Raw genomic sequence first — 22,263 nt, forward strand, 5'->3', positions numbered from 1 at the left:
TGGTCGAGGTACGCCAACCAAGCGTTTAAATTCAGAATCTGAAAAACGGTTTAAGTTCTGATATCTCATGAAACTTAGATTGAGGTGGTTTTTACTTTCGCAAGAGATCTAATATATTCCAGCCACAAAAAAGCCATTTCAACGAATGGATGAAATGGCTTTTAATTTTATAGTTTAAACCCCTAACATACTATTTAAGGTCTCAACCACGTTTTTAGATTTCACTACAGACTGCAAACTTAGCAATGCAGCTTGTACTTGACTACGCTGTGGCTCTGCCAAGGTGTACCAACGTGACAATACTTGCAATAAACGCGAACCTACAATTGGGTTTTTGTCGTCCAAATACTTGGTTAAGTCAATAAAATGCTGAACACCGAAACTCCATGTATTCACAGGGTTGCTATTTAAACCTCCACTGACTGAACGAATACGGTTTGGTGTGCCCAAATCATAATCAGGATGCGCAGTTAATGCATGAATGGTTTCAGCAGTCGCTTTAGGATGTGAAGCTTGAACCATAAACCACTGATCAAGTGCCAAAGCTTCATTTTTAAAACGTGAATAAAAATCTTCCAAAGTAGCTTTGGCCTGCGGTGCATCATTCCATACCAAGACACGCAATGCCCCTAAACGCTCAGACATATTTCGAGTGGTATGGTATTGCTGCTGTGCCAACTCAAACGCTTCGGCATCGCCCTGACGTGCCATTAATGCCAACATGATATTTTTTAACGCACGTACACCCATCGCTTGAGAGAAATCTAGCTGCATGTCTGGATCAAGACTTAAATAGGTTTCTTTGCAGAGTGCACCAAGTTCCCGAGCTAATGTAGCTAACAACGCATTGCGTTGTTGCTGAATTTTTTCAGGTTGATAATTTTGATCTATGCGGCTGCCCAAATAGCTTTCGGAAGGAACATCAAAAATACGCGATGCCAACAAAGGATCTTTTTCAATTAAAGCAGGTATTGTATTTTTCATGGCTTGCAAATAAGTATCTGCCGCATGTTCTTCCAATAAAATACGTTCCAATAGCGTCTGAGTCGCCTGCCACTGGTTAAAACCATTGGTTTCGTGCTGCATTAAAAATGCCAATTCATCATTAGAATAGTTAAATTCCAAATTCACAGGTGCAGAAAAATTACGCAATAAAGAAACAACGGGATGTGCTGTTACACCACTAAATTCAATACTTGCTTGCCCCTGATCAAACAAATACACGCCATCTTTCACTGAATTCTCAACCAAAGCGTCAGACTGCAAAATAAATTGCTCGCCTGTTTCAGCATTGAACAGTGCCAGTGCAACAGGAATAGGTAGTGCTTTTAAATTTGGATATTTGGCATTACTTTTCAGGCTTTGTTTTAAATTTAAGCGATAAACCTGTGTAGTCGCATCGTATTCGCCCTGCACTTCAAGTTTTGGTGTGCCAGGTTGATTGTACCAAGTCAGGAAATTAGATAAATCGACACCTGAACCTGCGCTTAAAGCATTGACCCAATCTTCAACCGTCACTGCTTGTCCATCATGACGACGGAAATATTCATCACTTCCTTTACGGAATTTTTCTTTACCAAGTAAAGTTGACATCATGCGGTTAATTTCCGCACCTTTTTCATAGACTGTTGCGGTATAAAAGTTATTAATTTCTACAAAATGATCTGGACGTGGTGGGTGCGATAACGGCCCAGAATCTTCAGGGAATTGATGTGCTTTGAGTACCGCCACATCATCAATACGCTGTACTGCGGCAGACTGTAAATCTTCAGAGAAAGATTGATCACGGAAAACGGTTAAACCTTCTTTCAAACATAGTTGGAACCAGTCACGACAAGTAATACGGTTCCCTGTCCAGTTATGAAAATATTCATGTGCAATGACAGACTGCACACGCATAATTGCGGCATCTGTGGTGTATTCTTCATCTGCCAACACACATGAAGTATTAAAAATATTCAGACCTTTATTTTCCATTGCGCCCATATTAAAAGCACTGGTCGCCACGATCATATAATTGTCTAAATCATACGGTAGGCCATAATGCTCTTCATCCCAACGCATCGAATGTTTTAACGCTTGCATGGCAATTTTGCATTTTGGAATGTCTTTTTCTTCAGCATAGATTTCCAGTGCTACATTACGTCCTTCAGATGTCACGTAATGGTCTTTCATGACTGCCAAATCACCAATCACACAAGCAAATAAATAGCTTGGCTTTTTGGTCGGATCTTGCCAAATCGCATAATGGCGACCCTCACCTGCTTCGCCTGTTTCTAACAAATTACCATTTGCCAACAACACAGGATATTTTTTATCGGCTTCGACACGTGTGGTAAATAACGATAATACGTCTGGGCGGTCAGGATAGAAGGTAATTTTACGGAAACCTTCAGGCTCATTTTGCGTAACAAATAAATCAGAACTTGCCTGATATAAGCCTTCGAGTTGCGTATTGCTTTCAGGATGAATGATCACGATGGTTTCTAACGTGACCTGATCGGGTGCATTTGCAATGCAGAGTTGCTCACTATCTAATTGATAGTCACTTTCTGATAATTCAGTACCATTCAAAATAATGGATTTTAATTCTAAATCACGCCCCAATAACACCAAATCGCCTGCAGTCTGACGCTGCATTTTCAATGTTGCACCCACTTGGGTGTAATTTGCATAGACTTGAATATCTAGCTCTACAGCATCCACCAAGAATGAAGGTTTTTGATAGTCTTTTAAATAGATAGTTTGGTTGGCTTCAACCATAGGATTTGCTGCAATATTCATCTTGTCCTCATTCTTTGTGGCGATGCGCTTGTTTTTGTGAAGTTGCAATGATCATACGACAACTTTCAGCATCTGTCTGCGCACAATCTATTTCAATCTTAATTAACACTGCTGATTGATATGGGCGCTCAACCCAAGCTTTTCAATCCTATCTGGACTAATCCTGTACAAGTAACATAAAAGCAGACGATATAAATCAATACCTGTATTGCTATTAGCTGTAAATTTAATATTTCGATACGCAACTTCGCTTCAAATACAACCAACACATGCTAATTTTGATGATGATCAAAAGCACAGAAGCTTCCCCTTTTCAGTTCACAAGGCATGTATAATGCTATATAACCATTTACTTGAGCTTCTATTTCACAATGCTACAAATTCTGCAAAAACAATTAGATGAAAGCACATTATGCCCTTTGTGTCAGGCATCTATGTATTGGGTAGAAGCAGAACAATATGAGCAGGAATTAAATTTTCACCAATGTAGCCATTGTGAACATCGCATCTTTCAAAATAGCCAACAACAAAACTGTCATTGCTCAAGTTGCACCCAGCAACGTAAAAAAATCATGGCGGAAACCCGCTTGCAAGAACAACAAAAATTAAAAAAACAGGATGCACCTGAACGCGAATTAAATCAGCTGCGTTTTATAGATAAATTATTCTTATTGAGTATTTTAGATCAGCATGCACAGGAACATATTCCACATGAAGAATTTATAGATTGGGAAAAAATTAAGTATTTGAATATTACCCCCAACTATTTTTTTCAGCACGGCATGATCAAACACTTGCTGAAAGAACAAATTCTGATTGCTAAAGATTTTGCCGAAAATGCACAACAATATTACATTAATGTCCGATTAGATGGATATTCAGAACCCAGTTTGTTCAGTATCGCCCAGCAACTCCGCAACTGGTTTTATGAAAACCTAAGCATGGGCACACCGTTTAAAACGGCAGATGAAGTTAAAGATGCGCTGTACTTATTATTGTATCAAGAAATTGTGCAGTTCATGCAGTTTTATTGTCGGACTTGGGGCATACAAATTGCGGGAAACCATAGTTTTCAAACTTTTTGCTACCGCTTACTAGACGTTCTTGCGGTTGGACAAATTTATTACTTAATCCAAACTGCACTGGAATATTTGTACCAACAAAAAGCACTTAAACCGCGCAACGAAAACTTTATTAATACCAACTTGCTAAAAAAAACCTTACAGCAGTATCGTGAACGTGCAGTAAATGAAAAATGGGAAACCTCGACACTGCCACGTCCACCTAATTTACCGTTCAGTTATATGAGCGAAATTTTGTTCTTCCGATTTTTAGGATATGACGAGCGAATTTTCTTCCAACCCGTTTGGCGTTCATGGAAAAAAATTGAAGCGCGACTTAAATTTTATTCACTCAAACGCTGCATGCATTGTGGTTCTGATGAACTGACAGTCGATTATGACGCAGAAAATTACGTGTCATTATTTTGTCGTAACTGTAAACACCAAGACCATTACTTTACGCAATAAGTTGCAGCTATAAACGAGAAAGAAATGTCATCATGTGATGTCAGATTACTGCATGGCATTGAATGTTGTGTTTGTTTATAGAAGCTCTTTTACTTTAGATGCTACACCAGTTGAGCAATATGCAAACCTTCAAATTTTATATTTTCTAGCAATTAACTAACTTTACGATTTAGCGCTAAATTCATAGCCGTTTCTGATAATGTGCGACTGTCTAACTTACAAATGCACATAATCCCCCAACCATCAAAATAGTCAGGAGCATGTTGTAAAAAGAAATTGCAGTGTACATCTTGATGCGCTCTTAAGCTTTCCAATTGCGCTACATTTCGCATTGGAGACGTAGTTTCATGCACATAAACACCATTGCAGCGTTTTTGCACTTCTGGATAACGCGCCGCCATAATCTTTAAGATTTCACAATATTCTTTCGGTGTACTTTTCCCCACCCTTGGGAAAAAGTTTTGTGAACGTGAGGCAAATAAAGAATATATTTTAGGCTGGTTAATCGTAATGACGAACCATAAAGGAATAAATGGATGTTTAAAACGTCTATTCAACATCGCTTTAACCGCACTTTGAATAGTGAGGTTTTGCTTTTGGTATTCGGGCAAAAAACCTGCACGTGAATTCACGACATACATAGTTTGGTTATTGCACTGAATCTGAAGAATAGGAATGACGTTTTGCCCAACTAATTCTCCATTACAGTGATAATGAATAATCGTCACTGCAATCGCATCTGGCGCATAAACAAATGCTTTGAATTCCTCTAAGCTAGAATTAGGGAAAATTATTTGGTCAAATTGATATAATTTTTCAAAAAAATAGTGCTGTTGCTGCGTTGAAAGCGCTTTAAAGTCAAAAACTGTTTCAATTATATTCATGTGAACATCTCAGTTTTATATTTTGGCGTCTGAAATCTTAAAAGCTGCGTGCAGATGAGAAGTTAACTAAAAATTTCAAAAAACATACAATTTCTTTTTTTCATTATAGTAAGCTACTAAAAAATAAACAATTTTTTAAAAAAATTAAAAATAAACATTTAATTTAATTAAGTTTTTTACCAAAAATTATATTTATTCTTTAATTATATATCGAAATTTATATATTTTGTGAGATGCATCTCATTATTTTAAGATGAGTGGTAATTTTACAAAAAAATAAGGGCTGAATCATCAGCCCTTACCTTACTTATTGCTCAACACTCAAACAAATCATAAATTTGCTTTTGCGTTAAAGCAAAGCTTATTCAGCTTTGCTTTTTCTGACTTAGGTCAACTGAGCAGCAGCAATTTTTTTAGTGTCTACGTTCGCAGCAGCGTCTGTGTAGCTTTCCATCTTGTCAAAGTTCAAGTACTTGTAGATGTCAGCAGACATGCTGTCGATTTGAGAAGCGTACTGTTGGTATTCTTCTGGTGTTGGTAACTTACCAAGTACCGCAGCAACAGATGCAAGCTCAGCAGAAGCTAAGTATACGTTTGCACCTTGACCTAAACGGTTCGGGAAGTTACGTGTAGAAGTTGATACAACAGTTGTGTTCGGCGCTACACGTGCTTGGTTACCCATACACAATGAACAACCTGGCATTTCTGTACGTGCACCAGCTTTACCATAAGTGTTGTAGAAGCCTTCTTCCATCAATTGACGCTCATCCATACGAGTTGGAGGCGCTAACCATAGACGAGTAGATAAAGAACCACCAGGAACTTTGTCTAATAGCTTACCAGCAGCACGGAAGTGACCGATGTTTGTCATACAAGAACCGATGAATACTTCATCAATTTTGTCGCCTTGAACGTCAGAAAGAAGTTTTGCATCATCTGGATCGTTCGGGCAGCAAAGGATAGGTTCTTTGATGTCGGCAAGGTCAATTTCATACACTTTCGTGTATTCAGCGTCAGCATCAGCTTTAAGAAGTGATGGGTTCGCTAACCATTTTTCCATGTTCTCAACACGACGAGCCATAGTACGCGCGTCGCCATAACCTTCAGAGATCATCCACTTAAGCATAGTGATGTTTGAACGAAGGTATTCAGCAACTTTCTCTTCAGAAAGTGTGATAGAACAACCAGCAGCTGAACGTTCAGCAGAAGCATCAGATAATTCAAATGCTTGCTCAACAGTCAAGTCAGTTTCCATTTCTGTTAAGTCGATTTCTAAGATACGACCAGAGAAGATGTTTTTCTTACCTTTCTTCTCTACAGTTAAGTCACCTTCTTTAATTGCGTAGTAAGGAATCGCATGTACAAGGTCACGAAGCGTGATACCAGGCTGCATTTTACCTTTGAACTTCACAAGTACAGACTCAGGCATGTCAAGTGGCATAACACCAGTTGCTGCAGCAAACGCTACAAGACCAGAACCTGCTGGGAATGAAATACCAATTGGGAAACGAGTATGCGAGTCACCACCAGTACCTACTGTATCTGGAAGAAGCATACGGTTTAACCAAGAGTGGATAATACCGTCACCTGGACGTAAAGAAACACCACCACGGTTCATGATGAAGTCAGGAAGCGAGTGTTGCATTTGTACGTCAACTGGTTTTGGATACGCAGCTGTGTGACAGAAAGATTGCATAACGAGGTCTGCAGAGAAACCTAAGCATGCTAAGTCTTTTAATTCGTCACGAGTCATTGGACCTGTTGTATCTTGAGAACCAACAGTTGTCATCTTAGGTTCGCAGTAAGTACCTGGACGAACACCTTGACCTTCTGGAAGACCACAAGCGCGACCTACCATTTTTTGAGCTTGAGTGAAGCCTTTACCAGAGTCAGCAGGTTGTACTGGAGTACGGAACAAAGTAGATGGTGCAAGACCTAAAGCTTCACGCGCTTTAGTTGTCAAACCACGACCAACGATCAAGTTAATACGACCACCCGCACGTACTTCGTCTAGAAGCACTGGAGTTTTAAGTTCAGATTCAGCGATTTGTACGCCGTCTTTGAACGCTGCTACTTTAGCAGCAGCATGGTCGATTTTAAGCGTGATTTCATCACCCATGTTCATGTTAGAAACATCGATCTCAACAGGTAACGCACCCGCATCTTCCATTGTGTTAAAGAAGATTGGCGCAATTTTACCGCCTAAGCAGTAACCGCCTTCTTTTTTGTTTGGAATGTGTGGAATTTCGTTACCGAAGAACCAAAGTACAGAGTTTGTTGCAGATTTACGGCTTGAACCTGTACCTACAACGTCACCGACGTAAGCAACTTGGTTGCCTTTGGCGATCAATTCTTTGATTTGGCTTAATGGACCAACTTCACCAGGAACTTCTGGGTTGATGCCATCACGTACGTTTTTCAACATCGCATTTGCGTGCAATGGAATGTCTGGACGGCTCCATGCGTCTTGTGCTGGTGACAAGTCATCAGTGTTGGTTTCGCCAGTTACTTTGAAGACTGTAAGTTTGATTTCTTCAGGAACATCTGGACGCGATGTGAACCACTCAGCATCAGCCCAAGATTGTAAAACTGCTTTCGCGTTTTCGTTACCTGCTTTTGCTTTGTCTGCTACGTCATGGAATGCGTCAAATACAAGCAAAGTTTTTTTCAATGCTTCAGCTGCTAAGCCACCCAATTCAGCATTGTCTAAAAGGTCTACTAAAGGTGCTACGTTATAACCACCAAGCATTGTGCCTAGTAAGTAAACAGCACGCTCTTTAGAAACGAGTGGAGAGGTTGCTTCACCTTTTGCTACAGCAGCTAAGAAAGCAGCTTTAACGTATGCCGCTTGGTCAACACCTGCAGGCACACGGTTTTCTAGTAAATCAACTAAAAATGCTTCTTCGCCAGCTGGTGGGTTTTTTAATAATTCAACTAATGCAGCTGTTTGAGCATCGTCAAGTGGCTTCGGTGGGACTCCGAGTGCGGCACGTTCTTCAACGTGTTGGCGGTAAGCTTCTAGCACGGTGTTATTCCTCTTTTTTAAAAAATTATTTACGTATTCCTGCTTTAAATAAAGCTACGCAAATAATATGGACTGCTAAATTTTACTAAAATTCCAGTTAAAAGTTAATGCACTACAAGTGTTTCTTCGTGATGCCCGTTATTTTATAAATAAATGATCCTCATATCGTTTATACATTAAGCAAAATCAATACTTAGAACACGCTTTTCTTGCACATATTAACTTTTGACTAAAATTAACCATCAAAAAAAAGCAACTAAATGTTGCCTCTTTTTACCTGTATTGGATATTCCACCTTAGTGTACTGTTGTGGCTTGAAGATAGTGCTGTAATTGTTCACGACTACCTTCAAACTTGACTTGAATTTCATCTTCATGCAGCATGCAATGTTCTGCGCTGGTAAATGTAATTTGAACTTGATATATCTTTGCAAGTGCATCAATTTGCTGACGTAAGTATAACCGATCACCTAAACTCAACACATAATAACTGCCGCCAATCACCGCGACACCTTGTTCATCTTCTAAGAGCAAATCTGCATTCTGCAGGTAAGCAACTACTTCCATTATGCGCTCCTACTGTTGTTGTTTTTTTATTATTCATGAAAAAGATAAGCTTTACTAGTTTTAAGATTTAGATCTTGTCACAATTTATTTGTTATTAATTTTGTTTTAGACGTTTGATTAACTTAGATTATTTATCAGTAAAAAATAGTAAAAACTTCAAAACATGTTTCAATTTTATTTCACAAAAAAACCGTTCCTTTAGAACGGTTTGTAATTAGGCATTTTATCATGAGGTGTCGCAATACATTTTTCGGTAAATTTCGCACGGACTTTTTCACGTGCCGCATCAACATCAGCATTAATTTCTTCAAGTGGCAATGCATATACTTGCTCAATAATCTCTGAGATAAAATTACGGGTAATGTCATCTTCAATTTTATTGGCATGCTCAATGGCACGTTCTTTTTCAATCGCATTTTGACGATCTAGCATGATGGTACGCGCAGCATTGCCAACACTTCGGCAATAGCCTTGCCATTGTTCTTCAGGGGTTAAGGGTTTCTTTTCTGCACAACCCATTAATGCAAGCACTGCAGTCACCACCAAAATCTTTTTCATTGAAGCTCTCCTGTTGTGCTTATGATAATCAAAAGTTGACATAAATACGAAACTATCCATGCACAAGCTTAAAAAATGCGCTCTGATAGAACGCATTTTAAAGTAAGGTTGCTGTTAGAAGCGCCAGTTATAGAAAATATCCACGGCACGTTCTAAAGCTTGGCTGGCTTCCAAATACAATCGTTTATTCATTTGATAGCGCAAAGTCAATTTATTGACAGGTGTGAAAACCCCTACGCCATAACGGATAAACAAGTCTGGGGTGATATAACCCGTCAAACTGACTTGGGTATCATCACCTGTACCCTGAGCATCAAGCGCCAAGCCACTTAAACCAAAGGTGCGTCCAATTTGATTGGTCAAGGCACGTGTACCCCCTAAGCCCATACTAATACCAGCCGCGGCAATGGTATTGTTGACGTCTGACTTAAAGCTTTCGGTCTGACTCAAGCCACTGGTACCTTCATTGATACGACCTGTAATCAAGGCATTTAATGCTTCTTGTTCAGATAAGCCTGCATCGTTATACACCTGAATATTCGGACTACTGGCTGTGCCTGTGACTCTAAAGCCGACCATACTGCCCTGTACGTTTTTATTGGCATCCATGTCTAAAGTTGGGTTAGAAATTGGGCCATTAAAACGCGCAATTGCACGGTTCAAATCCAGACTTTGTCCATAGGCTTCAATTTTCACACGTTGGCTTACCCCAATCGCACCATTGGCACGCATTGCAGTTTCTAAACCACGTTGGGATAAATACAAACGTCCAAGCAGTGGAATACGACTATTAAACCCTTGGAAAATAACCCGATCACCCAAATTCAGCTCAAGGTCGGCACGAATATCCCATGGACGAGCTGAACGCAACAATGCCAGCTGATCTTGTCCCTCATGCACCACACGCACATCCGAAGATACGTTAACCACAGGTGCAGACACTTCAGGCATAGAAATTAAAGCCCGAGGTACATCTACACGTCCTTTTAAACTCAGTTTTTTCTGGAAAGGTAAAACATCTAAGGATACATCTGGCGTAATCATTGCAGTAATTAGCGGTGCTTGACGAATTAATAAGTCTTTACCGTTTAAATTTAACTGAATACGCGGATCATTTTTCCAATCCACACTGCCCGTTAAACGCCCTACACCACCACCGCTGTTAAATGCGCCATTAATGCTGGCTTGATCTTGGCGGATAGAGGAATAGACCTGCACATTGGTCAGATTTACAGGTAACGAAATCATGCTGATCGCACCATCTTTCAGGCGCATTTCACCTGTGAGCAATGGTGAAGTCAAAGTCCCGTTGACTTTCCCTGCAAAAGACAAAGTCCCTGCCATTGTGCGCACATCGGCAACAAACGGTTTAAAAACTTTGAGTTGTACCTGATCAAAGGCAATTTCACCGCGCATTGGCATATTTTTAGCGTAAGGATCGATTAGTAGATTGGCATAACCCGTACCAATTTCAGGTGTTTTCACATCTACACGCAATTTCAGCCCTTCGGCAATGCTTTTTGCGACCACAGCCACTTGTTCATAGCGCAAGGTAGAGCCAATATCTTGCGGATCGTCCCCAGCAAGTCCAATGACGCCATCACGCGTTACCAAATGAGCATCAATTTTTGGCTTTTGACCTTTTGCCCATGCCGCTTTGGCATATCCATTGACCTTACCTGTAATCGCCAAACCTTCAGGCATAAATGCAGAAAAGTCATTTAAGTCTAAGTTTTGAGTTACAAATGAAGCATTGGCTTTGGTTTTACTCACGCGAATAGGTTGATCAAAACACAATTGACTTTGCTGACTCATCCAGCAATGCGCACCTACATACAGCTCATTGGTTTTATGTTGATAAATGACGGCTGCGTTTTGGCGCTGTGCCAAGTGGGTTCTTAACGAGTCAAAATCCCCTTTCTGAATTTGTCCCATCCAATCATTTTGTGCATTTAAACCACCTGCCAATTGCACATAAAACTTACTCAGCTTATTTTCAGCTTCAAGTTTTAAAATATGCGCCTGACGTGTACCTGCCAAAGAAATTTGCCCGTGATCAATGCCGCGGTTACCACTGCGTAAATTTTCAATGGATGCCTTCATCAGTGTTGGTGTATTTTCTGAAGTTGGCAACTCACCTTGTAGGCGCAATTTACGCACACTAAAAATATTATTTAAACTAAATTGATCAACTGCAAGATTGGCAGTGGCTTGTAAGCGTGGCTGCGACTGTACATTGATATAGCCATAAGCTCGCCCACGCAACCCTGAATAAATTTCGTATAAAGCAGGCGCATTGACTTTAATACGCAGATTTTGTGCATTCCCCGTCGCTTGTAATTGATTTTTGGCATAAGACAAAAATAGATTATTGGCTTCAAACTGTCGTGGAAAAAAGCCTTTTTGATTGTCATCAATCAACAAAGCTAAATTCCCCGTACCACGTACAGGTTTATTATTGAGCATGCCTGCCAAATTCAGACGTTCAATGTTGATCCGTTTTTGAGTGTCTGACCAAATACCTTGAGTGCGAATATTGCCCGATAATTCACCACGTACACTGGACACAAAATAGTGCGGCTTAAAGCGAATTAAAGAAGCGTTTAAATTCCAGCTCACCCCCTGATTCAAATGCAGCAAACCATCCGCCACAATTTGCCCTGCAACACCATTATGGCGTAAGTCGCTAATTTTAATTAGTTCCGGCGTACCCGATAATTTTAGTTTTAAATGTCCTTCACTGCCTTGAATGGCACTGGCATTTAACCCACCATCATAATTCACGGCAAAACTTTTAAAGCCACTACCAGCTTTCACATCATGGAACAATAAAGCGATGGTGCTTTGCCCAGTTAAATGTACGTTTTCATTTTGATTGACCAAACGCCCTGTCAAATTAATATCTTTCAAATGAATAATTTGCTGATTCGGCAATGCAAAACCATTGGCTTTAAACTGCCCATTTAACACATTAACAGGTGCTGCGGTGCTGATACTTTGCGGATTAAAGTTTTTCGCAGCCAATACCGCATTCCATTTCAACTGACGTTTATCAGTTGGTAAATCAATGACGGCGCTGCCTGCCAAATGACTATCTGCAGTATCAAATTTAAAATTAGGAATATTTAAACGATTATTCTTTAAATTCAATTTGGCTTGGTACATGCCCGCAGGTAACATGGTTTTTTCATGTGTGCTGACTTTACTCGCCACAAAAATATCTTGCTGACCTTCTACTAAGGCCAATTGCACATCACCCGACTCACTTTTTAACCAACCCACATACGGCACAGCACGGTCTATGTTATTCCAACGCACATCAAGCAGCATAGGATTCGCCGCTTTGCCCTGCGCAGGGTTTTGATCGAGTTTTAAATTCCAAGTTTCATATTGGTCAAAATCAACTTGTGCAGTTAAATGCGTACCTTTTTCCAAATGACCTTTAGAAGTCAAATTGGCATCTAAACTTGGCGGTAAAAAGTCTTTGACCACTTGAGGAATTATTGGATCTTTAGGATTAATTTTATCCAAACGCCCTGTTAAATCCCAACTCACTTTTTTATCCCAATTGACGATACCCGCCAAGTTAGCTGCACCTTGCATGAGTTGTGCATTTAAATTACTGATATTCAGTTGATGAACTAAATCGGTATACATCAAACCTGAATATTGACCTTTAGGAATATTTTTACCACTCAAATCCGTATTGACATCAATATCTAAACGGTTAATGTCGCCTTTAAATTTGGCTGCGCCCGCTTGAGTAAAAAGTTCCTGCTCGGTCAAAATCGGCCAACGGTAGTCTTTAAATTGTAACTCACCAAACATGGGCACTTGTTTGCGCATAGGGTGCAACACTACCCATCCTGTGAGCAAGTCAGGCGTATTTGTTGCAACACCTGCCTGAACTGTATCGAGCGTGCCTTTGCCAACCACCTTAATATCGTGAATATTTAAGCTGTTATGTAAAGATGGGATATTTAAAACCCCCACCACATTAAGCGGATATTTACCCTCAAACTTCATATTGCCTATGGCATTACGTACATTCAAATACTCCATATCCATCTTGGAGTCTTCAAATTTAAGCTCTGTGCCTGACCATAAGGCATTGTTTAAATGAATATCGTAAAACTCGACCTGAGTTCCAGAAGCGGTTTGAATCAATAAATGATCGACATCGGCAGTATCTAAACGCAAAACAAAAGGTAAACGGATTTCATTGAATTTGAATGGATCATCACTCGGTGGGCCTTTTGGATAAATCCGCAGATTACGCACATCGGCACGGTTAAGATGGATTTCCTTATCTAGTATGGCACGCCAACCAAGAATGACATCGGCACGGTCAATTTTGACATCAACAGGTTTTAAGCTGACGATGATATTGCGCAAAATAATCCCGCGCCATAAATTACCGCCTTCATATTCATAATGAATAATTTCTTGGCGCTGCAACACACTATCTAATAAGAACTTTGAGCCACGGTCTGTTGAGAACATCAACACCAAAGCGGACACCAATAACACCAGCATCAACAGCAGTGACAATAAAACACTCCTGAGTATTCGACGCTTTTTAGGTGGCGTTACTGGGATTACTGGTTGCTGTTCAACTTCAGCCATAATGTTCTCTAAGTCTTAAATTTATAGTTGAGAGCCAATAAAGAAATGTAAACGGATTGGATGATTGTCATCTGAAATGCCAGAAGCCACATCTATCCGAATTGGACCAATCGGTGATGCCCAACGCACCCCTAGACCTACGCTATATTCGGGATCGTTGCTAAAGTCTTTATCGTAAGCATTACCAAAATCACTAAATACGGCTGCGCGCCAACCCTCTTTGAATTGATAGTTATATTCTAATGAACCTACTGCCAAAGCCTGACCACCAATTTTAAAGCCTTCGATTTGTGGTGATAAAGACTTGTAGTCAAAGCCACGTAAAGACTGGTCGCCTCCGGTAAAATAACGCAAGTTATACGGCACTTTATTAAAATCTTCGGTGTAGATATAACCTAAGTCACTACGCCCGACAAACTGATGGTCGTCATTTTCACCCAATGAATATATAAAACGCCAACCTGCATTCAGAATGGCTAAATCTGCATCACTGAGCAGTGATTCACTTCCTAGTTCTACTTTATAAATTTGACGGAAACCCTTGCTTGGATTAACACGACGGTTGCTGTCAGTACGTGAAACTTCATAGCCAAGCAATAACGATTGTTGCTCGACGTCACCATTGGCAATAAACGCATCAGGTTTAGTTAAAAACACAGTGCCATCTTCGGTCAAGCGATCTAGTCGATAACGTAAACCAAAAGTATGTTGCCAACTGCCCATTGGTTTTTTAATCACACGGTCTACACCTGCAACCGCAGATTCAATCATCAAGCCGCCACCTTGTGCAACATCGTCACGTTCTTCACGCTCATAACCGCCAACCAACGCAACATAATCATTCAGTGGATGGTTATAAGGAATGTTATAGCGTCCATCAATGGCTTGACGAATTTGCGAAAGCTCCAAGTTGGCATCGAAAGAGTGACCACGTTTATTGACAATGGCACGGCGATATTGCCCACGCAAACGCACGCCTGTGTCAGTTCCAAAACCTGCACCGACTTCGGCACTATTTAAGCGGTCTGCATTTAAAGTCACAATCACAGGAATTTTTTTATCAATACGTGCCTGTTGTTTTAAGCGTTCTTCTTCCGATTGTTTATCTTCTTGCTGTGCTTGTAGTATGCGCAATTTATCATTACTGGTGCCTTCTTCTGTTCCTGCAAACTCAGCTTCGTTCACCACAGATTGTGTCACTTCCTGAGATGATACCACCCGTTTTTGATCGGCTGCTGTGGCCTCGTAAATGGAGAGTTTTTGTTGATCGACCAAAGCCTGAATATCAGGCGGTAATTCCAAAGGATGCTCTACAGGATCAGGACGAATTGTATCCACCAAGGTGTAGTTAAAATAACGTGAGTTGGTGAGGTTGTTGGCCAAACCATTCACACGCCAAAAAGTATAGTCGGCATTGTCCTGCCAAGTGACCAAACTTTGCAGAATATCCATATCCAAAGGGAATTCTTGGTTTGGATCGCTCATACGAAATTCGACGTTACCGAGTTTATAACGCTCGCCTGTTTCGTAACGTAAATTGATATCGGCTGTATTTTGAGGTTGAGCGACTTTCACGTCATGCAGACGCCAGTAACTATCAAAATAACCGTTATCTGAAGCTGCATCGGTAATGCGTTTTTTGGTTTGTTCATACAAACCATGATTAAACACATCATCTACTTCTTGATCAGGCAAGACACCAATAACCTGAAATTGTGCCTCGTATTGTCCTTCGCCTGTAAATTCAATATTTTGCTGTTTAATCGCCACAGGTGGATTTGGCACAACATGCACTCGCACGCGGCTTTCGCTGAGTTTTTCAAACTTAAACTCGGCATTATAAAAACCCACCGCTTGCGCAGCCTGATTTGACAGCGTACGCAATTGTGGCAATGCAGATGGAAAATCTGCAAAAGATTCCTGGGTAAAACTGGACAATTTAGCCTTAATATTGGCACTTAACTGATCTACCGCTGTACGATAAGCATTGGGCGACACTTGTCCAATTGAGTCTTGTGTACCATTAGCGCTATTTGCGGTAATGACTACATCAGCACTAATACGCGGCACTTTGGCTGTGTTTAGCTCACGCGGTGGACGGACTTTATACAATAAACGTCTGAAAAAACCGGGTTTATCGGCATTTTCGACCTGCGTCATCCAACCCAATTCAGTCAAGGTGTCTGAGGGATTGGCTTCCACTACAAAATTTCTGTCTGCCTGAATGCTTGTCATGAGTTGATCAATATTTACAGGCGCTTGATCAATTTGTAGCACCTCCTGCTGTGTCGCATCTTGCACCAATGTTTCAGGCTCTTGACCATTGCGGTCTAGCATCGCTTCTTGTTTAGCTTGTTGGGCTACTTGAAAAATTTCATTGGCAAGTTGCTGATCTACAGGTGCAATGGGTAAATCTTCTAAGTCTTCAAACTCGATAGGCTGAAATTCAGCAAAAGATGCCCCTGCCTGTTGTTGCTGTTTCAGCATTTCTAGACTATTAAATTCAGGCGTTTGTGTTTGCTCTAAAGCTTCTTCAATTTTTTGCAGATCTTCGGCACTGTCTTTTCCTTGTGCTGCAGCCAATTGTTTAATTTCTTCCGCTAAATTTTGTGCTTCTTCAGCAGTTGGAGTCTGCAGTAATGTACGATTTTCAGCGAGTTGGGTGTTGGAGTTAGGTACCTTAAGACTTTCTGCAAAACTTGAAGATGCAACTAAACCTAAAAACAGACTTAATCCGAGCTTTTTCGGCATATTCCAGCATAAAATGGCATGCATACTGGAACACAGTACTGATTTTTTAAAGTTTGTATTTACAAGCATAAAAAAACTCTAAACTGATTTAATTTTTATGGAAAAACCCCAATCAACCCGCGTATAAACACCAATTTATTTGATTTTTACATCAGTGACAAGACTTGAAACATCATACATGATTTTCTGTACAATTATATCAAGCGGTCACATTTCTTAATAAAACTAAACGAAGTTAATCACGCATGAAAAAAAATGAACATTTGTTAAAGAGTCGTCGCTTTTTGCCGATGTTTCTCACCCAATTCTTTGGCGCACTCAATGATAACGTATATAAACAAGCGCTGCTTTTGGTCTTTACCTATGGATTGATTAGCCAGCAATCTGCAAATGTCAGCACCCTCAACAATTTGGCTGCCTTGCTGTTTATTTTGCCCTATTTCATTTTTTCTGCCACCGCAGGACAGCTGGCAGACAAGTATGAACGCGCCCAATTGGTACGTGCCATCAAATTGCTGGAAATTATCATCATGCTGATTGCGACTGCAGGTTTCTTGTTAGGAAGTTTGTGGTTGTTGCTGACTGCCCTTTTTCTAATGGGCGCACAATCGACCTTTTTTGGTCCAATTAAATACGCCATTTTGCCTGAAGTGCTAAAACCGCATGAACTGATGTCGGGGAATGCAATTTTCCAGTCAGGTACATCTATTGCAATTTTATTAGGGATGATTCTAGGCGGTGCAGTGATTTCAGTATCTGCAGGAAATTTAGTCTGGATTAGCTTAACTGTGGTGATTATTGCACTGATTGGTTATGTCTCAAGCCGTTTTGTACTGACGCAACGCGTTACAGCACCCGACATCCAAATTGACTGGAATTTTTTCCGTACCAGTTTTCAGACATTAAAATATGCCAAAAGCCTACCCATGATTTTTCTCATTTTATTGGGCAATTCTTGGTACTGGTTTTATGGGGCAACTTATTTAACCCAAATTCCCCAACTCACTCAACAAAATCTGCATGCCTCTGAAAACGTGGTGAGTTTACTACTGACGCTATTTTCTGTAGGTATTGGTGTAGGTTCTTTGCTGTGCCGTAAAATAGGCGGTACAGAGGTCAATATTAAAATGGTGCCTATTGGCGCAGTCGGTTTAACCATTTTTGCTTTTTATTTGGCGGGCGCATTGGCTTTTGTACCGGAAAAAACGGGGGCACTTTTGGGATTAAGCGAAGTCTTTCAGCAAGGGTGGAGCTATTATCATGTCATGTGCGCAGTCACTTTGCTGGGCATTAGTGGCGGTTTTTACATTGTACCCTTATATGCCATGATGCAAGCTTATTCCCCTCGTTCGCACCGTGCACGTGTGGTTGCTGCCAATAATATTCTCAACGCCATTTTTATGGTGTCATCTGCCATTTTTTCGATTTTAATTTTAAGCGTCTTAGAAATTGATTTAAAAGTTCTATTTAGTATTACTGCTGTTTTAAGTGCTGTTTTCACCCTTTGGCTCTTGTTAAAGCTCAAGCCAATGTTAGATACTGCACAAGACTCTTTGGAGGATTAATTTCATGCGTCATTACACAGGCATCGACAAGTTTATTCATTCATTTGACCAAGCCTTGCGTAGTTTAGTACCTGGCACAACTTCGGCTCAACGAGAAAACCCAGGCAATACGGTTGAAACAAAATTGGCAGTGAGTGAAGCACGTCATGTTGCAGGCTTAATGCGAGTAAACCATAGTGGCGAAGTCTGTGCGCAAGCCCTATATCACGGTCAGGCTTTAACTGCGAAATTGCCTAATGTACGTCGTGAAATGGAACAGGCAGCGATTGAAGAACAAGACCATTTAGCATGGTGCGAAGACCGCTTAAAAGAGTTAGACAGCCATACCAGTTTGCTTAATCCTGTATGGTATGGTTTATCTTTTGGGATGGGTGCAATAGCAGGTATTGCGGGCGATAAATACAGTTTAGGCTTTGTCGCAGAAACTGAACGTCAAGTGAGCCTGCATCTAGAACATCATATCAGCCAGTTACCCGAACAAGATGATCGTTCACGTAAAATTCTAGTCCAAATGAATGAAGATGAATTGCATCATCGCGATACGGCGCTCAAAGCAGGTGGTGTAGATTTGCCTGTACCTGTACGTTTGACCATGACTGCGATTTCCAAGCTCATGACCAAGACCAGTTATTATATTTAATGAATTGATAACACTTAAACGCTCACAATTGTGGGCGTTTTTTTATGTCATTGGAATAGAAAACATCTCGATTAAAACGATCAAAAAATAACAGAGAAAGAGCCGATCTTGACTTATCCCAAGATTTATCCGCAGATTTTGTGGATATTTTTTAAGTGCAAAGCCGTATAAATACAGAAAAATATTGTTTTTGATGGTTTTTCATACAAATATATCAGCAAGATATGACACGGTGATGTTAACCGAAACGAGATCACAGATCACAGCCAAAATTTAAAGATGTGTAGTACGAATCTACCCCTTTTATTGGCTGATTTATTCTTCACAACTCACAATTGGGTAGTCATGCTCTGGATGCACAAAAGCCTCATCTTGCCAAATATCCCACATTGGAATTTTAACATCTAAAGCCAGTGGCAGTTTTTTCGGATTGAATTGCATTTGAGCTAAATTTTCACCCCACGCAATAATATCAATATCCAGCGGAATATCATGCGATGGACGCACACGCCCTGCTGCAACTTCCAATTCTTTGAGGATGATATTCAGCTGCTCAAAGCTTAAACGGCTTTTTAGCAAACAAGCAGAATTCCAATAGTCTGCACCAATCCCATCACGGCATGGAATCAGATAAATATGCGAAAATTGCACTTCACCCAATGCAGCAATTTGCTGATAGGCACTTTTAAACTGACGTGGTGCTTCGCAGTTACTCGCCAGTGCGAGGGCAAAAATCGTTTCGGTGGCGTTCAAGACGAATTCCTACAGAATTGGCTTCTGGAATAATGGCAGGTTTACGAATGGTGATGGTAATGGATTCAATAGCTGCAAAAGTCGTAAAAAGTGCATCCACAACCAATTGTGCGGCATGCTCAATCAATTTTGGCGCAGCCTGCTGAATCACTTGCGCTGAAATGCTGCAAATTTCTGCATAATTGAGCGTGTTTTGCAGCTCATCTGAAGCTGCAGCTTGGCTTAAATTGGTGGCAATGATCAAATCCAACATGAGCGGTTGTTGAATCTGACGCTCCCATGCAAAACAGCCCACGACTGTTTCTACCTTTAAGCCTTCAATGATAATTACGTCCATGATCACACTCTATATTTCATTTTAAAGTCAACGATCTCCTTCTATTAAAAGAGATGTTTACCCTATTTTAAAGCCACACTGAATTTATAAAACAAAAGATCGGTGGCTTTAAAATATGCAACCAGAAGACTTGATTCGACCAATATGGGTAATTAATGATTTAACAATAAATTCGGATCAATGCTTTGTACCATCTGCAATCGTTGATCGGCATAAATATCGGTATAGGGTGCTAAAACGCGCATGAAACGGTCAAAGTACAACATTTGCTTGAATAGTAAAGCAAAGTCACGTGGGAAACGGATTCCGTGACGCTCACCCACAGCAACCATATCGAGCATTATGTCATTTAAATCAGCGGGGTTAGAAGTCAGCAATTCTTGAGGATCGGCCAGCAATACACCACCAAATAAACGCTCTAAATCTGCTGCTAAAACCTGAGTATCAATTTGCTTGTCGGTCATGCCCATTTTGAGCATATTTTCCGCCATAAGTGTGTAGTTGGTATTTTGCAGAGCATCCATAAATGCCATACATGCGGTCCACACTTCAGGATTTAGCTGTCCAACAATACCAAAATCAATAAAGCCGACACGTCCATCTTCAAGTAACATCAGGTTACCTGCGTGTAAATCGGCATGAAAACTGTTACACATCATCAAGCTACCAAACCATGTATTCATGGCAGTAATCAACACTTGCGATGGGTCGTTGGATACTTGTTTCACCACATCAAAATCGGTCAAAGGTACGCCATACAAGCGCTGCATGGTCAATACTCGACGGGTGGAATATTGATGATAAACCTTAGGTGCAGTGGCTTTTTTGTTTTGGGTCACATTCAGATAATTAATAAAATCATCTAAGTTACGTGCTTCTTCAATAAAGTCGACTTCACGCACCATACGGGTTTTGATTTCTTCGACAATATCGGCCAATGACGCAAATTTGACTTTAGGCACAGCTTTTTCGAGCAGTTTGGTCGCCCAGTGCAAGACGTTTAAATCGGTATAGAGAATAGTTTCTACCCCCGGTTTTTGCACTTTAATCACCACATCTTCGCCACTTACCAATTTTGCAGCATGTACCTGTGCAATCGATGCTGAAGCTAAAGGCTTTTCATCTATTGAGGCAAATATTTCATCTAAATTGCGCCCTGCAAATTCAGATGCCAATACCTGCTGCACATAACTAAACGGCAAAGTTGGGGTTTGATCTAAACAACCTTGAAATTCTTCGACATATTCACGTGGGAACAATGATGGTGTGCTAGCAATAAACTGCCCAAGTTTAATGTAGGTTGAACCTAAAGATTCAAATGTTTCGCGCATGAGTTTGGCATTACTTGGCTTTTCAGTGGCATATTTAATGCCTGCTTTGGCTGCCACTACGGCAGTTTCACCCATGCGAGCAACTGAACGTAAACCATCTAACCAGATATTATTTTTCATCATGTCTGAGTCATATTAAAGTAGTGTGAGTTTAACAAAAAATTGACCTGTAAAAAGGCTATCTTGCCTGACAAACTGGACAGTTGTGATCTTGATCAAAAGACAATAAGCGTTGTTTCATGCTTAAACCATCCCAAAGTAATAGCTTTTGTTTCAGCGCGGTGTTGCCTAAACCCAAGTACAACAAAGCATGATGGGCTTGTAAACTGGCCATGACGTTGGGAGTGGTGGCCAATACGCCACTGTCGGCGCAGCGCAAACTTTCATTGGCATGTTGTTCTTTCGGAAACAGACATTCATAACACGCTGAGTCCCCTTCAACCATAAACATTTGCCCATGAAAACCAATGGCAGAGGCACTGAGTAAAGGCACATTGAATTGTCGGCAATATTGATTAACTAGATAGCGGGTGCTGAAATTATCACAACCATCTAAAACCAGATCTTGTTGGGCAATTAAAGTACCCACATTTTTCGCATCTAACAGCGTGGTTAAACTAACAATTTCGATATAAGGGTTAATTTGCATTAGTCTTTTTGCAAGAATTTCAGCTTTATAAAAGCCTAAATCTGCGGGGGTATAAGCCATTTGTCGTTGTAAATTACTGGTTTCAATCACATCGGCATCAATTAGTGTGATTTTACCCACGCCTGCACGTGCTAGTAATTCTGCACTTAAACAGCCAATCCCGCCACACCCCACAATCAGCACATTGGCAAGTTTTAATTTTTCTTGTGCTTCAATATCCCAGCCATCCAATAAAATTTGTCGGCTATATAGATGCATTTCTGCA

The 22,263-nt window shown here is 40.5% G+C and carries 14 protein-coding genes; 3 read left to right on the forward strand and 11 right to left on the reverse strand.

Going from position 1 to position 22,263, the window contains the following annotated elements; translation table 11 throughout:
- Positions 1-174 precede the first annotated feature (174 nt).
- On the reverse strand, positions 175-2,784 hold the full coding sequence (gene pepN, locus L6C30_RS06090) for an aminopeptidase N (protein WP_236162659.1): 2,610 nt from the start codon (positions 2,782-2,784) through the stop codon (positions 175-177).
- 371 nt (positions 2,785-3,155) lie between these two features.
- On the opposite strand from pepN, the gene L6C30_RS06095 reads away from it, so the two are divergent.
- Positions 3,156-4,313 (forward strand): hypothetical protein, encoded by a 1,158-nt coding sequence (locus L6C30_RS06095; RefSeq protein ID WP_236162658.1) that lies wholly within the window; start codon positions 3,156-3,158, stop codon positions 4,311-4,313.
- Between the two features lie 152 nt (positions 4,314-4,465).
- On the opposite strand, the gene L6C30_RS06100 is transcribed toward L6C30_RS06095, so the two are convergent.
- The 6 genes from L6C30_RS06100 to L6C30_RS06125 all read right to left on the reverse strand — a co-directional run bounded on the left by L6C30_RS06100 (position 4,466) and on the right by L6C30_RS06125 (position 16,792).
- Positions 4,466-5,197 (reverse strand): hypothetical protein, encoded by a 732-nt coding sequence (locus L6C30_RS06100; protein ID WP_236162657.1) that lies wholly within the window; start codon positions 5,195-5,197, stop codon positions 4,466-4,468.
- Positions 5,198-5,582: 385 nt separating this feature from the next.
- Positions 5,583-8,222: a bifunctional aconitate hydratase 2/2-methylisocitrate dehydratase gene (locus L6C30_RS06105; RefSeq protein WP_236162656.1), complete on the reverse strand. Its 2,640-nt coding sequence runs from the start codon at positions 8,220-8,222 to the stop codon at positions 5,583-5,585.
- A gap of 296 nt (positions 8,223-8,518) precedes the next feature.
- Positions 8,519-8,788, reverse strand: a complete 270-nt coding sequence (locus tag L6C30_RS06110; protein ID WP_070151968.1) for a hypothetical protein — start codon at positions 8,786-8,788, stop codon at positions 8,519-8,521.
- A 198-nt stretch (positions 8,789-8,986) separates the two neighbouring features.
- Positions 8,987-9,346 carry a hypothetical protein gene (locus tag L6C30_RS06115; protein WP_236162655.1) on the reverse strand — a complete coding sequence of 120 codons (360 nt, stop codon included), beginning with the start codon at positions 9,344-9,346 and terminating at the stop codon, positions 8,987-8,989.
- A 114-nt stretch (positions 9,347-9,460) separates the two neighbouring features.
- Positions 9,461-13,972, reverse strand: a complete 4,512-nt coding sequence (locus tag L6C30_RS06120; protein ID WP_236162654.1) for a translocation/assembly module TamB domain-containing protein — start codon at positions 13,970-13,972, stop codon at positions 9,461-9,463.
- A 21-nt stretch (positions 13,973-13,993) separates the two neighbouring features.
- Positions 13,994-16,792, reverse strand: coding sequence for an autotransporter assembly complex family protein (locus L6C30_RS06125; protein WP_236162653.1), 2,799 nt, complete (start codon positions 16,790-16,792; stop codon positions 13,994-13,996).
- Positions 16,793-16,968: 176 nt separating this feature from the next.
- Here L6C30_RS06125 and L6C30_RS06130 point away from each other — a divergent pair, with 176 nt between their 5' ends.
- Positions 16,969-18,288, forward strand: coding sequence for an MFS transporter (locus L6C30_RS06130; protein WP_019838255.1), 1,320 nt, complete (start codon positions 16,969-16,971; stop codon positions 18,286-18,288).
- A 4-nt stretch (positions 18,289-18,292) separates the two neighbouring features.
- Positions 18,293-18,928, forward strand: a complete 636-nt coding sequence (gene coq7 / locus L6C30_RS06135; RefSeq protein ID WP_004973212.1) for a 2-polyprenyl-3-methyl-6-methoxy-1,4-benzoquinone monooxygenase — start codon at positions 18,293-18,295, stop codon at positions 18,926-18,928.
- A 315-nt stretch (positions 18,929-19,243) separates the two neighbouring features.
- Here coq7 and L6C30_RS06140 read toward each other — a convergent pair whose 3' ends face one another.
- The 4 genes from L6C30_RS06140 to L6C30_RS06155 all read right to left on the reverse strand — a co-directional run bounded on the left by L6C30_RS06140 (position 19,244) and on the right by L6C30_RS06155 (position 22,256).
- Positions 19,244-19,681 carry a 2-amino-4-hydroxy-6-hydroxymethyldihydropteridine diphosphokinase gene (locus L6C30_RS06140; protein ID WP_026438245.1) on the reverse strand — a complete coding sequence of 146 codons (438 nt, stop codon included), beginning with the start codon at positions 19,679-19,681 and terminating at the stop codon, positions 19,244-19,246.
- Positions 19,638-20,018 (reverse strand): dihydroneopterin aldolase, encoded by a 381-nt coding sequence (folB, locus tag L6C30_RS06145; protein ID WP_236162652.1) that lies wholly within the window; start codon positions 20,016-20,018, stop codon positions 19,638-19,640. The genes L6C30_RS06140 and folB overlap by 44 nt, the downstream gene beginning before the upstream one ends.
- A 152-nt stretch (positions 20,019-20,170) precedes the next feature.
- Positions 20,171-21,469: an AarF/ABC1/UbiB kinase family protein gene (locus L6C30_RS06150; RefSeq protein WP_236162663.1), complete on the reverse strand. Its 1,299-nt coding sequence runs from the start codon at positions 21,467-21,469 to the stop codon at positions 20,171-20,173.
- A 58-nt stretch (positions 21,470-21,527) separates the two neighbouring features.
- Positions 21,528-22,256 carry a HesA/MoeB/ThiF family protein gene (locus tag L6C30_RS06155; protein ID WP_236162662.1) on the reverse strand — a complete coding sequence of 243 codons (729 nt, stop codon included), beginning with the start codon at positions 22,254-22,256 and terminating at the stop codon, positions 21,528-21,530.
- Between the last annotated feature and the right edge of the window lie 7 nt (positions 22,257-22,263).

It is taken from the genome of Acinetobacter sp. KAM396, assembly GCF_021602765.1.
Taxonomy (GTDB): domain Bacteria; phylum Pseudomonadota; class Gammaproteobacteria; order Pseudomonadales; family Moraxellaceae; genus Acinetobacter; species Acinetobacter towneri_A.